Raw genomic sequence first — 13410 nt, forward strand, 5'->3', positions numbered from 1 at the left:
GACCGACACACAGACCAAGGGGTAGTCATGGGTGCAGGAAGGTTCATCGTCGCGGGCGTCGTGGCCGGGATCGCGACGGCGTTCGCGCGCCGCAAGCTCGACGAGAAGGTCGCCGGGGGCGCCCTCGGCGGGGACGACACGTGGACGCGGACCAACCACCGCGGCGAGCCGATCAGCCTGCTGGAGGGGCCGGCGGTCACGGCCGGCCTCGTCGCCGGCGCGGCCGTCGGGGGAGGCACGGCCCCCGGTGCCACGGCGTTCGCCACGGCCGCCGCGGGCGGGTTCGGCCTCTACGACGACCTCGCCGAGGACACCGCGACCCGCACCAAGGGCCTGCGCGGCCACCTCGGCGCGCTCAAGGAGGGCCGCCTGACCACGGGTGGCCTCAAGGTGCTCGGCATCTCCGGCTCCGCGCTGCTGGCGTCCGCCGTCGGCACGCCCCGCACGGCGCGCAGCGCGTTCGGCCACGTGGTCGACGTCGGCCTCAACGGCGCGCTCATCGGCGGCACCGCCAACCTGATCAACCTCTTCGACCTGCGCCCCGGCCGGGCCCTGAAGGCCGGCGTCGCGGCGAGCCTGCCGTTCGCCCTCGCCGGCACGGGCGCGGCGGGCGCGGTGCTGGGTGCCGCCACGGCGGCGGCCCCCGGCGACCTGGGGGAGAAGGACATGCTGGGCGACGGCGGCGCCAACGCCCTCGGCGCGCTGGTCGGCAGCCAGGTCGCGTTCAACGCGCCCCGCGCGGTGCGGTGGGCGGCGCTCGCCGGCGTCGTCGGCCTCATGCTGGCGTCGGAGAAGGTGAGCTTCTCGAAGGTGATCGCTGACAACGAGTGGCTGAACAAGGCCGACATGCTCGGCCGGCGCCCCTCGGCCGCGGTCGAGGAGTCGGTCGCCGAGCTCGCCCAGACCAAGCCCGTGGCCACCCCGGGCGCGTGAGCCGCACCCAGTCCCTGGCGAGCGCGGCGCTGCTCGTCACCGTCGTCACCCTCGCCAGCCGCCTGGTCGGCTTCGGCCGCTGGCTCGCGCAGGGCGCGTGGCTCGGGTCGGACGGCGTCGGCACGGTCTTCAACTCGGCCAACCAGCTGCCCAACCTGCTGTTCGAGGTCGCGGCCGGCGGTGCGCTCGCGGGCGCCGTCGTGCCGCTGCTCGCCGGGCCCCTGGCCCGGGCGGCGTTCACCGCCGACGGCACCGCGGCCTCGAAGGGGCAGGCCTCCCGGATCGCGTCGGCGCTGCTGGGCTGGACGCTGGTGGTCCTGGTGCCGCTGGCCGGGCTGACGGCGCTCCTCGCGCGGCCGATCATCAGTTTGACCGGGCTGGACGACCCGGTGCAGGTGGACGTCGCCACGGCGTTCCTACGGGTCTTCGCCGTGCAGGTGCCGCTGTACGGGATCGCCGTCGTGCTGGGCGGCATCCTGCAGGCGCACAAGCGGTTCTTCTGGCCGGCGTTCGCGCCGCTGGTCTCCAGCCTTGTGGTCATCGCGGTCTACGGGGTCTTCTACCTGCTGGCCGACGGCGACCAGCGGGACGTCGCCGCGCTCTCGTCGCAGGCGCTGGTCTGGCTGGCGTGGGGCACCACGGTGGGCGTGCTGTTCCTGGCGCTGCCGCTGGTGGTGCCCGTGTGGCGCACCGGCCTGCGGTTGCGGCCCACGCTGCGGTTCCCGTCCGGCGAGGGGCCGCGCGCCGCGCGTCTGGCGTTCGCGGGGGTGGGCGCGCTGGTGGCCCAGCAGCTCTCGGTGTTCCTCACGCTGCGGGCGGCCAACGCCGCGGGCGGCGACGGCACGCTCTCGGTCTACCTGTACGCCCAGCAGGTCTACCTGCTGCCGTACGCGGTGCTCGCCTTCCCGATCGCGACGAGCGCGTTCCCGCACTTCGCGGAGCACGCCTCGGCCGGCCGGACGGGCGAGCTGCGCGCCCTGGTGGCCCGCACGACGCGCACGCTGCTGCTCGTGACGGCCCTGGGCATGGCCGCGCTGATCGCGGCCGCCCCGTTCGTCGAGCAGGTCTTCGACCTCATCGTGCTCGGCGACGCCCCCGGCCTGGCCGCGGGGCTGATCACGCTGGCCCCCGGGCTGATCGGGTTCGCGCTGATCCTGCACCTGTCGCGCGCCCTGTACGCCGTCGACCACGGGCGGGCCGCCGTGACCGCGACGGCGAGCGGGTGGGGCGTCGCGGCGGTCGGCGCGGCGCTGGTGCCGGTGCTGTTCGCCGGGCGCGAGCCGGCCTGCGCCGCGACGTCGTGCGTGGACCTCGCGCTGCGGACGGACGTCATGGCGGCCCTGGGCGCCGTGGGCACGGCCGGGATGGTCGTGGCCGGGCTGGGGCTGCTCCTGGCCGTCCGGCGGCACCTGGGCGCGCCCGCGCTGGACGGCGTCTGGCGGGCGCTGTTCGTGGTGCTCGGGGCGGCTGCCGTCGGCGCCGCCGCCGGGCTCTGGCTGCCGTGGCGGCTCGGGCTGTCGGAGGTCGGCTTCTTCCCGTCGTCGGGCGGGACCCTGCAGGAACTGCCTTTCGACGGCAGCGATTTCGCCGCCGAGCTGGGCCTCGGGCTCGCCTTCGGGCTGCTGGCCGCGCTGGTCGCGCTGGCGGTGGCGGTGCTGCTCGACCGGGACCTGCGCGCCGCCGTCGGACCGCTGCTCGGGAAGGTGCGGAGGAAGTTCTCCCGGAAGGCCTGACTTAGCGAGCGCGAAGGGCGCAGCAGGGGCAGACTCGACCAAAACCGGTCGATAGTTCCCGCGCGACGCGCGCGTGTGCTGGTCGTTACACCACCAGCACGCCGTACCTCGTTTAGGATGGAGTTCCGTGGTCGAACACCGAAGCAGTCTCCAGTCCCGTCATCGGTCCGGCGCCTCCACGCCGACCAAGCACATCTTCGTCACCGGTGGTGTGGCGTCCTCTCTCGGCAAGGGTCTGACGGCGTCGTCACTCGGCCGCCTGCTCCGCTCCCGTGGCCTCAGGGTCACGATGCAGAAGCTGGATCCCTACCTCAACGTGGATCCCGGCACGATGAACCCGTTCCAGCACGGTGAGGTCTTCGTCACGGAGGACGGCGCCGAGACCGACCTGGACATCGGGCACTACGAGCGCTTCCTCGACGTCGAGCTCCCCGCCTCGTCCAACGTGACGACCGGCCAGGTGTACTCGCGTGTCATCGCCAAGGAGCGCCGCGGCGAGTACCTGGGCGACACCGTCCAGGTCATCCCGCACATCACCGACGAGATCAAGTTCCGGATGCGCGAGCAGGCGTCCGACGACGTCGACGTGATCATCACCGAGATCGGCGGCACCGTCGGCGACATCGAGTCGCAGCCCTTCCTCGAGTCCGCGCGCCAGGTGCGGCACGAGCTCGGCCGCGACAACGTGTTCTTCCTGCACGTCTCGCTGGTGCCGTACATCGGCCCGTCGGGCGAGCTGAAGACCAAGCCGACGCAGCACTCCGTGGCCGCCCTGCGCTCGATCGGCATCCAGCCGGACGCGATCGTGCTGCGCTCCGACCGCGTGGTGCCCGAGAGCATCAAGCGCAAGATCGCCCTCATGTGCGACGTCGACAACGAGGCAGTGATCAACTGCGCCGACGCGCCGTCGATCTACGACATCCCGCGCGTCATCCACGCCGAGGGCCTGGACGCCTACGTGGTGCGCCGCCTGGGCATGCCCTTCCACGACGTGGACTGGGACGGCTGGAGCCGCCTGCTGGAGCGCGTGCACGAGCCCGAGCACAACGTCGAGGTCGCGCTGGTCGGCAAGTACATCGACCTGCCCGACGCGTACCTGTCCGTGACCGAGGCGCTGCGCGCCGGCGGGTTCGCGAACGACGCGAAGGTGGCGATCCGCTGGGTCGCGGCCGACGACTGCCAGACGCCCGAGGGCGCCCAGGCCTCCCTCGAGGGCGTCGACGCCGTGCTGGTGCCCGGCGGGTTCGGCGTGCGCGGCATCGACGGCAAGGTCGGGGCGCTGCGCTGGTCGCGCGAGAACCTGGTGCCGACGCTCGGCATCTGCCTGGGCCTGCAGTCGATGGTCATCGAGTACGCGCGCAACGTGCTGGGCTGGGCCGACGCGTCGTCCACCGAGTTCCACCCGACCAGCAGCCACCCCGTCGTGGCGACCATGGCCGAGCAGAAGTCGATCGTGGAGGGCGAGGGCGACATGGGCGGCACCATGCGCCTGGGTGCCTACGAGGCGCAGCTCGCCGCCGGCTCCGTCGTGGCCAAGGCCTACGGCAGCGAGAAGGTGACCGAGCGCCACCGGCACCGGTACGAGGTGAACAACGCGTTCCGCGTCGAGCTGGAGGAGGCGGGCCTGCTGATCTCCGGCACGTCGCCCGACTCGTCGCTCGTGGAGTTCGTCGAGCTGCCTGCCGAGACGCACCCGTACTTCGTCTCCACGCAGGCACACCCCGAGTTCAAGTCGCGCCCCACGCGGGCACACCCGCTGTTCGCGGGTCTGATCGCGGCGGCGCTCGAGAAGCAGTCCTCATGAAGCTGGGGATCGCCGGCCGGTGCGGCGGAGGGACAGCATGAGCAGCGACGAGGTCACGGACGTCATCGACCCCCGCCCCGCGCGGCGGCTCGACGTACCGTTCCAGGGTTTTGTGGTCGACATGGTCTCCGACGAGGTCGACCTCGGCGAGGCCGGCGGCATCGTCCGGCGCGAGTACGTCGACCACCCGGGCGCGGTGGTGGTCGTGGCGCTGACCGACGACGGCAACGTGCTGCTGCTGCGCCAGTACCGGCACCCGGTCGGCGCCTTCCTCTGGGAGGCGCCCGCCGGCCTGCTCGACCTGGACGGCGAGGACCCGCACGTCGCCGCGGCCCGCGAGCTGGCCGAGGAGGCGGACATGAACGCCGGCTCCTGGGACGTGCTGCTCGACCTGCTGCCCACGCCGGGCGGCAGCAACGAGGCCGTCCGCGTGTACCTGGCCCGCGACCTCACGCCCGTGCCCGACGACGAGCGGCACACGCGCGAGGCCGAGGAGGCCGACATGGTCGTGGTCCCGGTGCCGCTGGAGGAGGCCGCGGCGCTGGCGCTCGCGGGCCGGCTGCACAACGCGGCGACGATCGCGGGCGTGCTGGCGGCGGCGATCGGCCGGGCCTCCGACTGGGAGACGCTTCGGCCGGTGGACTCCCCGTGGGAGTACCGCAAGAACTGAGGCTGGTCTGAGGTAAAACTCAGGCCGCATGTGTTGCTGACTTCGGTCGGTTGCTTCGAGATCGGTCCGTCGACGGACCGATCTCGAAGCAACCGACCGAAGTCGTTTCCGGCGCACCCCTTGAGCGCGAGTCAGTTCTGGGCGAGTGTCGGTGGTGGGGGCTAGCGTGGGAGACCTGGGTGGGAGATATGTCGGGTATCTCCCCGGGAAGGGGCGCGGCGATGACGGGCACCGAGATACAGACTCAGCAGGTGGGTTCCAGGTCCGAGCCGGCCCGGGCGCCGTCGGGCAGCGAAGGCACGACGCCGGGCGGAGGAGCCGCGCCGCGGCGCCGGATGCCCGCCGGGCTGGCGGGGGTGCTCGGGTTCGTGCTGGGTGCGGCGCTGACCGCCGGGCTGGTCGCGGGCGCCGTCTCCGCGCTGCGCGACGACTTCCGCGACGCGATCTGGCGGACGCTGCTCGACGGGCTCAACCCGTTCACGACCGGCCAGGTCGACCGGTCGGAGACACCGGTGCTGGTCAGCATGCACGACCTGGCGCGCTTCGTGGCGGCCGAGGCGCAGTACGAGGTGCTCGTCGACCTGGAGAACGACGTGAAGTACGTGCCGAGCTGGCTCGCGGGGGAGCGGATCGTGCTCGCGGTGAACGGGTCGGTCGACGCGTACGTGGACTTCCGCGACCTGGACGAGGACGCGATCGAGATCTCTGACGACGGCACGACCGTCACGGTCACCCTGCCCGAGCCGGAGCTCGCCGAGCCACGCATCGACCTCGACGCCAGCCGCGCCCTGACCGAGGACCGGGGTCTGGTCGACCGCGTGGGTGATCTCTTCGCGTCCGACACCGACGCCCGGCAGGAGGCGCTCGCGACGGCCCAGGACCGGATCTCGGACGCCGCGGCGGACTCCGACCTGGATGAACGGGCCCGTGCGAACACCACCTCGACCCTCCAGGCGATGTTGTCCCCGTTGGGGTTCGACCAGGTCGTGGTCGAGTTCGGGTAAGTGTCCGGGTAAGTCCCGAAGGCCGCTTACCGGGCGTGTCATAACGGCGTCACCGGGCTGCGCTATTCTCCCCGCGTGACCAGCGAACCCGACATGCTTCCCAACGTTTCGTCCCTTCCGGCGTGGCTCGTTCCGTCCGTCTACCTCAACTGGTCCGAGGACTGGCTGGGCGAGGCGGTCGCCATCGCGAGCCGGAGCCACGAGCACCGCCTGCCCGGCGGCGCGGACGGCCCGCAGCGCGGCGACGTCGTCGTCACCGTCGTGGGCTCCGAGCCGGGCATCGTCGCCGCGGTCGAGCTCATGGGCGCCAGCCAGGGCGAGGACTGGGTCAGCGACGAGGTCTTCGGCCCGGACAAGCCCGTGGTCTGGGACGACCTCTTCAACGGCGCGGCCGCCTACGCGCGCTCGTCCGGCTGGCTGCCGCAGGAGCACGCCCGCCTGGTGCTCGACGGCATCGCCCACCAGTACAAGCACGGCGCCACCGGCACGCTCGACGCCGGCAACTGTGAGACCGACGAGCTGTCGCCCAACCTGCACGTGCTGCGCCTGCTGGGCCACAAGCAGGTCTCCGGCACGGACCTGCGCCGCGAGGAGCGCTGCGCGTCGTGCGAGCGGTTCGTCGACGTGATGCAGCTGCGCCCGCACGACGACGGCGCCCACACCGGCCAGACCGGCGAGCGCCCCCTGGCGGACCTCATCGAGCAGACCTTCCTGGTGTGCGGCCCGTGCCACGCCCTGCTGCACCCGCACGCGGTGCTGTCGCAGCGCGCGCAGATGCGCCCGGCGTGCCCGTCGTGCGGTCAGCGCGGCGCCACCAAGCGCATCGTGTGGGGCCAGGCGATCCACGACAACATGAAGCTGGAGCCGGACGTCGTGTACGGCGGCTTCGACACCCCGGTGCCGACGCCGGACTGGTACTGCCCGGAGTGCTACGCGAACTTCTCGTCGGGCGCCGTGGCGCAGCGCGCCCTGGGCGACGTGCCCGACGCCGTCCCGGTGGGGGTCGGCGCGGTCGGTACGCCCGCGAACGGCGAGGACCTCTGGGTGCCCGAGGTCTGATCTCCTCGCCTCGCCGAACGTGTCAGACCCTCAGGTCACCCCGGTGACCTGAGGGTCTGACACGTTGGGGGGCGGCGAGGGGGCGGCGGCCACGGCGCCGGCGACGATCGCCCGTGCCAGGTCGTGGGCCGTCGGTGTGCCGGGGCCGGCAGGCGCGGTGACCAGGGAGAACAGCGCGCCGCCGTAGAGCGTGACGAGCAGGGGAACGGCCCCGGGCGGGACGTCGATCCCGAGATCCGCGTGCTGGTCGGCGGTGAAGGTGGTCGCCCCGCCGGCGAGACGAGCCAGCGCGTCGCGGAGCGCCGGGCGGCGGCGGGCCTCGAGCGTCAGCTCGAAGATCGCGAGGTAGCGGTCGCGCTGCGCCGAGGCCGCGGTCTCCAGCGACGCGGCGAGGAGCTCGACCATGCCGGGTGCGGCTGCGCCCGGAGCCTGCCGGAGCGCCGCGGCGTCGGCGCGATCCATGTCCGACAGATGCAGCTCCACGATCCGCTCGGCGGCGGCGACCAGCAGCTCCTCGCGGTTGCGGAAGTAGTTGGAGGCCGTCCCGGACGGGAGACCAGCAGCCCGTTCGGCGGAGCGGTGGGTGAGCCCGTGGACGCCGTCCGCCGCGAGCAGCGAGATGGCGGCGTCCGTGAGGTCGCGGCGTCGTGCGGGGTTGCTCCGAGGCATCGTCCGAGTATGGCATCATGCGTACTACAACGAGCGTAGTGGTATCGCCGTCGGCCTGTCGAGGAGGGCTCATGAGCAGGAGTGCGATCGTCGTCGGAGCAGGGATCGCGGGACTGACCGCCGCCAACGCGCTGACACGCTGCGGGTGGGACGTGCGGGTGCTGGAGCGGTCGCCCGAGCCGCGCACCACCGGCGCGGGCATCGTGCTGCTCGCCAACGCGCTGCGCGGGCTCGACGCGGCGGGGGTGGGTGACGCCGTGCGCGCCGTCGGTCAGCAGGCCTATCCCGGCACGCTCCGCGACGGCGCGGGACGCGCCCTGGTGCACGTCTCGGCCGAGCAGATCGCGGCGCGGCTCGGCACGGTGGCGATCGCCTTCCACCGCCCCCGGCTGCAGGAGGCGCTGCTCGACGGGCTCGGCGACGGGCAGGTCACCTACGGCGCGGCGGCAGCGGCGGTCGACCCGGGCGACGCCGCACACCCCGCCGTGGTCACGCTGGACGACGGGACCACGCTGAGCGCCGACCTCGTGGTGGCGGCCGACGGCGTCCGGTCGCGACTGCGCGCCGCCGTCGCCCCGGACGTCGCGGAACCCGTCTATGTCGGGTCGACGACATGGCTCGCCGTGCTCGACAACCCCGGGATCACCGAGATGTCCCAGACCTGGGGGCCGGGCGGCGAGGTCGGCCTGATCCCGCTCGGTGACGGGCGCCTGTACTGGTACGCCACGCAGGTGGGCCCGGCGGGCCGGCCCACCGGGGACGCCGCCGCCGACCTGGCCGCCGCCCGCGTTGCGTTCGCCGGCTGGCACCAGCCGATCCCGCAGGTCCTGGCGGCGACCACGCCCGAGCAGGCGCAGCAGCTCGACCTGTACGGGTTCCGGAAGCCGGTCCCGCGCATGGCCCGTGGCCGGGTGGCCCTGGTCGGCGACGCCGCGCACGCCATGCCGCCCAACGTGGGACAGGGCGGGTGCCAGGGCATCGAGGACGCCGTGGTGCTGGCCGCGTCGGTGTCGGGCGGTACGGGTGGTTCGGGTGGTTCGGGTGGTTCCGCCGGGTCGGACGGCTCAGGCCGCAACTCCGTGGTCGACGGGCTGGCGGCCTACGACCGGGTGCGCCGGCCGCGGACCTCCGGCGTGCTGCGCGCGGCCTGGGCGAGCGCCCGGATCGGTGAGCAGCTCGCCAGCCCCGCGCTGGTGGGGCTGCGGAACGCGGCGCTGCGGGCGCTCCCCGCCCGGGTCATGCTCGACGGCATGTCGCGCTTCGCGAGCTGGACGCCGCCGGCGCTGCCGACCCTGCCGGTGGGGTGACGGCCGGCCGGTGCCCTGCTGCGTCGGCAGTTGGCTGTTTGCGGTCGGCACCTTGCTGCGGGGTTGGCTGCGGGATCGGCAAAGAGGTCGGCAGTCTGCGTCGAGGTCGGCACAGGCCTGTGCCGACCTCGCAGGGGACTGCCGACCTCGCAGGGGACTGCCGACCTCGCAGGGGACTGCCGACCTCGCAGGGGGCTGCCGACCTGACCTCGGCGACCTGACGCCGTCGGGCTCCGGGCGCGACTACAGCGGCGTCGGCCCAGGTGCACCGCCTAGAGTGGCGCGCATGCAGCACGTCAACTCCGGCCGCCCGACCGGAGCGCCCGGGGCGGACCCGGTCGTGGCGGTTCTCGGGCCGGTGGCCGTGCTGTCCGACGCCGGTCCGGTCGCGCCGCGCGGTACCCGCGCCGCCGCCCTCGTGGTGCTGCTCGCGATGGCCGCGCCCCGGACCGTCACGGTGTCGGCCCTGGTCGACGCCCTGTGGGCCGACGACCTGCCGGCCAACCCGCGTGCGGCGCTCCAGAGTCTCGTCTCCCGGCTGCGCTCGCTGGGCCCCGACGTCGTGCGGTTCACGTCCGCGGGGTACGCGCTCGGGGGTCCGAGCGACCTGGACCGAGCGCGCGCGGCCCTGACCGAGGCGCGCGAGCTCCTCGGGCCCGGACGGGTCCCGGGTCCGGGCGGCGTCGCGGGGCCGGGCGGCGGGCTGCCGCGCCGCCCGGGCGATACCGACGGCGCGGGCGGCGTACCGGGCGTACCCGGCCTGCCCGGCGAGCCCGGCCTGCCCGGCGTACCGGGCGTGCCCGGCCTGCCCGGCGTAGCGGGCGTGCCCGGCCTGCCCGGCGACGATGCGGCCGACGGCGGCACCCGGGCCGCCGCGGCGGCCGCCGCCGTCGTCGATACCGCCCTCGCGCTCTGGCGCGGTGAACCGGGAGACGGGCTGGACGACGCGACACCCGGCCTCGCGCAGGAGCTGCGCGACACCGCCGGACGGCTCCGGGACGAGCTGACCGCCCTGCGTCGTCGGGCCGCCGTGGCCGCGGGGGACGCCGCGACCGCGACCGTCCTCGCCAACGCGGCCCTGGCCGCCGACCCACTGGACGAGGACGCGGCGCGCGACCTCATGACGGCGCTCGCGGCGGCGGGGCGTCCCGACGAGGCGGCGCGCGTGTTCGGACGGCTGCGGCACGCCCTGGTCGCGGAGCTCGGCACCGACCCTGCGCCGGACCTCGTGGCGCTGCACGCGCGCATCGCCGAGACTGCCGCGGCCCGCCGCGCCGCGGCGGTCGGCACCCCGCCGTCCGACACCCCGGACGGCAGCACCGCGCGGGGCGACGGCCCGACCGTCGTCCCGTCGGAAGGCGCGCCGGAAGCCGCACCCCGGCCCGGCGCCGGCCGGTTCGTGCGCGGGCTGCGCGCCGCCGCGACACCGCTGATCGGGCGCGCGGACGACGTGCGCGCCGTCGTGGGGGAGCTGACCCGGCACCGGCTCGTGACGATCCTCGGCGCGGGTGGGCTCGGCAAGACCCGGCTGGCCCAGGAGGTGGCGCGCACGGTCGCGGAGGACCGGACCGCGACGGCGTCGGGGCCGCTGGACGGGCTCTCGATCGCGGTCGCCGAGCTCGCGGGCGTGCGCACCGACGACGACGTGGCGCTCGCGATCGCCGACGGCCTCGGGGTGTCGGCGGTGGGTTCCGCGCGTCTGTCCGACCGGCTGCTCGCCGGCGACCTGCACGACCGCATCGTGGAGCGCGCCCGCACCGCCCGCACCCTCCTCGTGCTGGACAACTGCGAGCACGTGCCCGACGGCGCCGCGCGCTGGGCGGACGTCCTGCTCTCCGCCGCTCCCGGCCTGCGGATCCTGACCACGAGCCGCGCGCCCCTGCAGGTCGCCGCCGAGCAGGTGTACCCGCTGGCGCCGCTCGCCTCGGGCGGTGCGCGCGGCGGGAGCTCCGCGGACGGCGCCGGCGCTCCGGGTGCACCTGGCGACGGCGCGGACTCGTCCGGCACCGGACGCGGCCCGGCCGTCGAGCTGTTCCGGCAGAGGGCGCTCGCGGCCCGGCCCGGGGCGCAGCTGCCCGACGCCGTCGTCGCCCGGCTCTGCGACCGGCTCGACGGGCTCCCGCTCGCGATCGAGCTGGCCGCCGCGCGCGTGCGCACCCTGTCGGTCGAGGAGATCGAGCGGCACCTCGACGCCCGGTTCGCCCTGCTGCGCGGCGGCGACCGGACCGTGCCCGACCGGCACCGCACGCTCGAGGCCGTCATCGAGTGGAGCTGGAACCTGCTGGAGCCGTCGCAGCGCGAGGTGTGGCGCCGTGTCTGCGTGCTGCCCGACGGGCTGTCCGCCCACGCGGCCGCGGCCCTGGGCCGCCTCGACACGCACCCCGAGGGGACGGCCCCCGACGGGGTGGTGCCGCTCGACGTGCTCGACGACGTCGACGGTCTGGTGACGCAGTCCCTGCTCGTCGTGGAGGAAGACCCCGGGCTGCCCGGCGCGGACGGTTCCGGGGGAGCGCCCCGGCCCGCCCCGGTGCGGTACCGGATGCTCGAGACGGTCCGGGAGTTCGGCCTGCTGCGGCTCGCCGAGGCGGGCGAGGAGGACGCCGTCCGCGACGCGCTGCTGAGCTGGGGCAAGGGGGTGGCGCGGTGGTGCACGTCCCGGCTGCTCGGGCCGGAGCAGGTGGCCGCCGTCGACCTGTTGCGGCGCGAGCACGAGAACCTGCTGTTCGCGATCCGGGAGGCGGCGCGAGCGGACCGGCCCGACGTCGTCGTGCACGGCTTCGTCGCGCTCGGCGGCGCGTGGACCCTGCGCGGCGCGGAGGAGCGGGCGGCCGACCTGGCGCCGGCCGTCCTCGACGCGGTCACCGGCCGGACCGTCCCGGCCGAGGACGCCGACGTGACCGCGCTCGCCCTGGCCTACGCGGCGGCCACGACGGCGTTCTCGGGGATCACGGGAAACCTGCGGGCGCTGGCCCGGCTCCGGCGGGTGCTGCGCGAGCACGGCGACGCGGTGGGCCCGCGGACGCGTGCGGTGGCGAACATGCTGCTGGCGTCCGCACCGGGCGCGGTCCTGGACCTGCGCGACTCGGACGACCCGCTCATCGCGTTCCTCGCCCACCTGGTCGCCTCGCAGGAGGCGGAGAACGCCGGGCGGCTGGCCGAGGCGCTCGACGGTGCGGAGCGCGCCTACCACCTGGCCCAGGGCATCGGCGACGTGGCCAGCCGGGCGGGCGCCGCGATGTTCCTGGCGACCACGGCGTTCGGGGCCGGGGACACGCGGACCGCGAAGCACTGGTCGCGCGTGGCGCGGGAGGGCCTGACGGTGATCGGGGCCGACGGCGCGATGCGGCAGCTCGACTGGGTGGACCTCGGCACCGCCGTCGCCGACGGCGACCTGGCCGGGGCCGAACGGATCTGCGCGCGGGTCGAGCGGTCCGCGCAGGACGCGGACCAGTCCGAGCGCGGCGGAGACGAGTCGCGCGCCGTGGTCCGGGTCGGCCGGGCCGAGATCGCCTGGGTGCGAGGCGACGTCGCCGGAGCGCTGGACCTGTACGAGCAGGCGGTGGCCGTGTTCGCGGACCTGCCGGGCGTCGCCGACGACGGCGCGCCGCCCGTCGGCCAGGGCTCGCCCGCGGCGCCCGCCGTCGGGCCGCCCCCGGCCGGCCGCGGCGACGCCTCCCCGGCTGCGCCCTGGGCGGTGATCGTGGGGTCCGCCTGGGTCGTGCGGCTCGTCGACGCCGGGCAGGTCGCGCGGGCGCGGCAGGTGGCCGACGTCGTCCGGCGTCGGGCCGTGCGGTTGTACCGGGAGTGGATGCGCCACGTGGCCGACCACCCCGTGCTGGGCACGGTGTGCCTCGCCGTGGGCGCGGTGCTCGCGGCGGGGCCACGGACAGACGGGGCCGCGGCTTCCGACGCGGGGTCGTCCGGCCCGGGGCGGTCCGGCCCGGTCGACGGGCTGGAGCTGCTCGCCCTGGCCGAGGTGCTGGGCTCGCGGCAGGACTTCCTGGCGCTGCGGCGCGAGCCCGTCCTCGCCGCGGCCGCCGAACGGCACGGGGCCGAAGCGGTGGCCGCGGCGCGGGCGAGGATCGCGGCGGTCCCCCGCGCGGACCTGGCGGAGCACGCCCTCAGTTCTCTGGAGGCCCCGATCCCGCGGGCTGACGCAGCGTCGAACGTAGGGGTGGTCGCCCCATGAACGCTCATGGAGCGACCAACCCTACGTTCGACGCCGCGCGAG

At 75.1% G+C, this 13410-nt stretch carries 9 protein-coding genes; 8 read left to right on the top strand and 1 reads right to left on the bottom strand.

Annotation, left to right across the window (positions count from 1 at the left end; genetic code table 11):
* Positions 1-27: 27 nt before the first annotated feature.
* The 6 genes from ACH45N_RS11655 to ACH45N_RS11680 all read left to right on the top strand — a co-directional run bounded on the left by ACH45N_RS11655 (position 28) and on the right by ACH45N_RS11680 (position 7203).
* Complete coding sequence (locus ACH45N_RS11655; RefSeq protein ID WP_397393897.1) at positions 28-933, top strand: hypothetical protein; 906 nt, start codon at positions 28-30, stop codon at positions 931-933.
* On the top strand, positions 930-2666 hold the full coding sequence (gene murJ, locus ACH45N_RS11660) for a murein biosynthesis integral membrane protein MurJ (protein WP_397393899.1): 1737 nt from the start codon (positions 930-932) through the stop codon (positions 2664-2666). The genes ACH45N_RS11655 and murJ overlap by 4 nt, the downstream gene beginning before the upstream one ends.
* A 127-nt stretch (positions 2667-2793) precedes the next feature.
* Positions 2794-4470, top strand: a complete 1677-nt coding sequence (locus ACH45N_RS11665) for a CTP synthase (RefSeq protein ID WP_397393901.1) — start codon at positions 2794-2796, stop codon at positions 4468-4470.
* Positions 4471-4507: 37 nt separating this feature from the next.
* Complete coding sequence (locus ACH45N_RS11670) at positions 4508-5140, top strand: NUDIX domain-containing protein (protein ID WP_020012930.1); 633 nt, start codon at positions 4508-4510, stop codon at positions 5138-5140.
* A 251-nt stretch (positions 5141-5391) separates the two neighbouring features.
* Complete coding sequence (locus ACH45N_RS11675; RefSeq protein WP_397393904.1) at positions 5392-6144, top strand: DUF4230 domain-containing protein; 753 nt, start codon at positions 5392-5394, stop codon at positions 6142-6144.
* A gap of 75 nt (positions 6145-6219) precedes the next feature.
* A complete protein-coding gene (locus ACH45N_RS11680) occupies positions 6220-7203 on the top strand; it encodes a hypothetical protein (protein WP_397393906.1) in 984 nt (327 codons plus the stop codon).
* 30 nt (positions 7204-7233) lie between these two features.
* Here ACH45N_RS11680 and ACH45N_RS11685 read toward each other — a convergent pair whose 3' ends face one another.
* On the bottom strand, positions 7234-7872 hold the full coding sequence (locus ACH45N_RS11685) for a TetR/AcrR family transcriptional regulator (protein WP_397393907.1): 639 nt from the start codon (positions 7870-7872) through the stop codon (positions 7234-7236).
* Positions 7873-7943: 71 nt separating this feature from the next.
* Between ACH45N_RS11685 and ACH45N_RS11690 the strand changes: the two genes are divergently transcribed.
* Together ACH45N_RS11690 and ACH45N_RS11695 are read left to right on the top strand one after the other, a co-directional pair.
* Complete coding sequence (locus ACH45N_RS11690; protein WP_397393909.1) at positions 7944-9179, top strand: FAD-dependent monooxygenase; 1236 nt, start codon at positions 7944-7946, stop codon at positions 9177-9179.
* 286 nt (positions 9180-9465) lie between these two features.
* The gene (locus ACH45N_RS11695; RefSeq protein WP_397393911.1) at positions 9466-13368 is read left to right on the top strand and encodes a BTAD domain-containing putative transcriptional regulator; all 3903 of its coding nucleotides are present in this window, start codon (positions 9466-9468) and stop codon (positions 13366-13368) included.
* Positions 13369-13410 lie beyond the last annotated feature (42 nt).

Origin of the sequence: Promicromonospora sp. NPDC019610 (assembly GCF_044389365.1) — a bacterium.
Taxonomy (GTDB): Bacteria; Actinomycetota; Actinomycetes; order Actinomycetales; family Cellulomonadaceae; genus Promicromonospora.

Bases quoted from the DNA above. Each gene is read 5' to 3' on its own strand.
- ACH45N_RS11655 (WP_397393897.1), top strand. From the start codon at position 28: ATGGGTGCAGGAAGGTTCATCGTCGCGGGCGTCGTGGCCGGGATCGCG.
- ACH45N_RS11670 (WP_020012930.1), top strand. From the start codon at position 4,508: ATGAGCAGCGACGAGGTCACGGACGTCATCGACCCCCGCCCCGCGCGG.
- ACH45N_RS11685 (WP_397393907.1), bottom strand. From the start codon at position 7,872: ATGCCTCGGAGCAACCCCGCACGACGCCGCGACCTCACGGACGCCGCC.
- ACH45N_RS11690 (WP_397393909.1), top strand. From the start codon at position 7,944: ATGAGCAGGAGTGCGATCGTCGTCGGAGCAGGGATCGCGGGACTGACC.
- ACH45N_RS11695 (WP_397393911.1), top strand. From the start codon at position 9,466: ATGCAGCACGTCAACTCCGGCCGCCCGACCGGAGCGCCCGGGGCGGAC.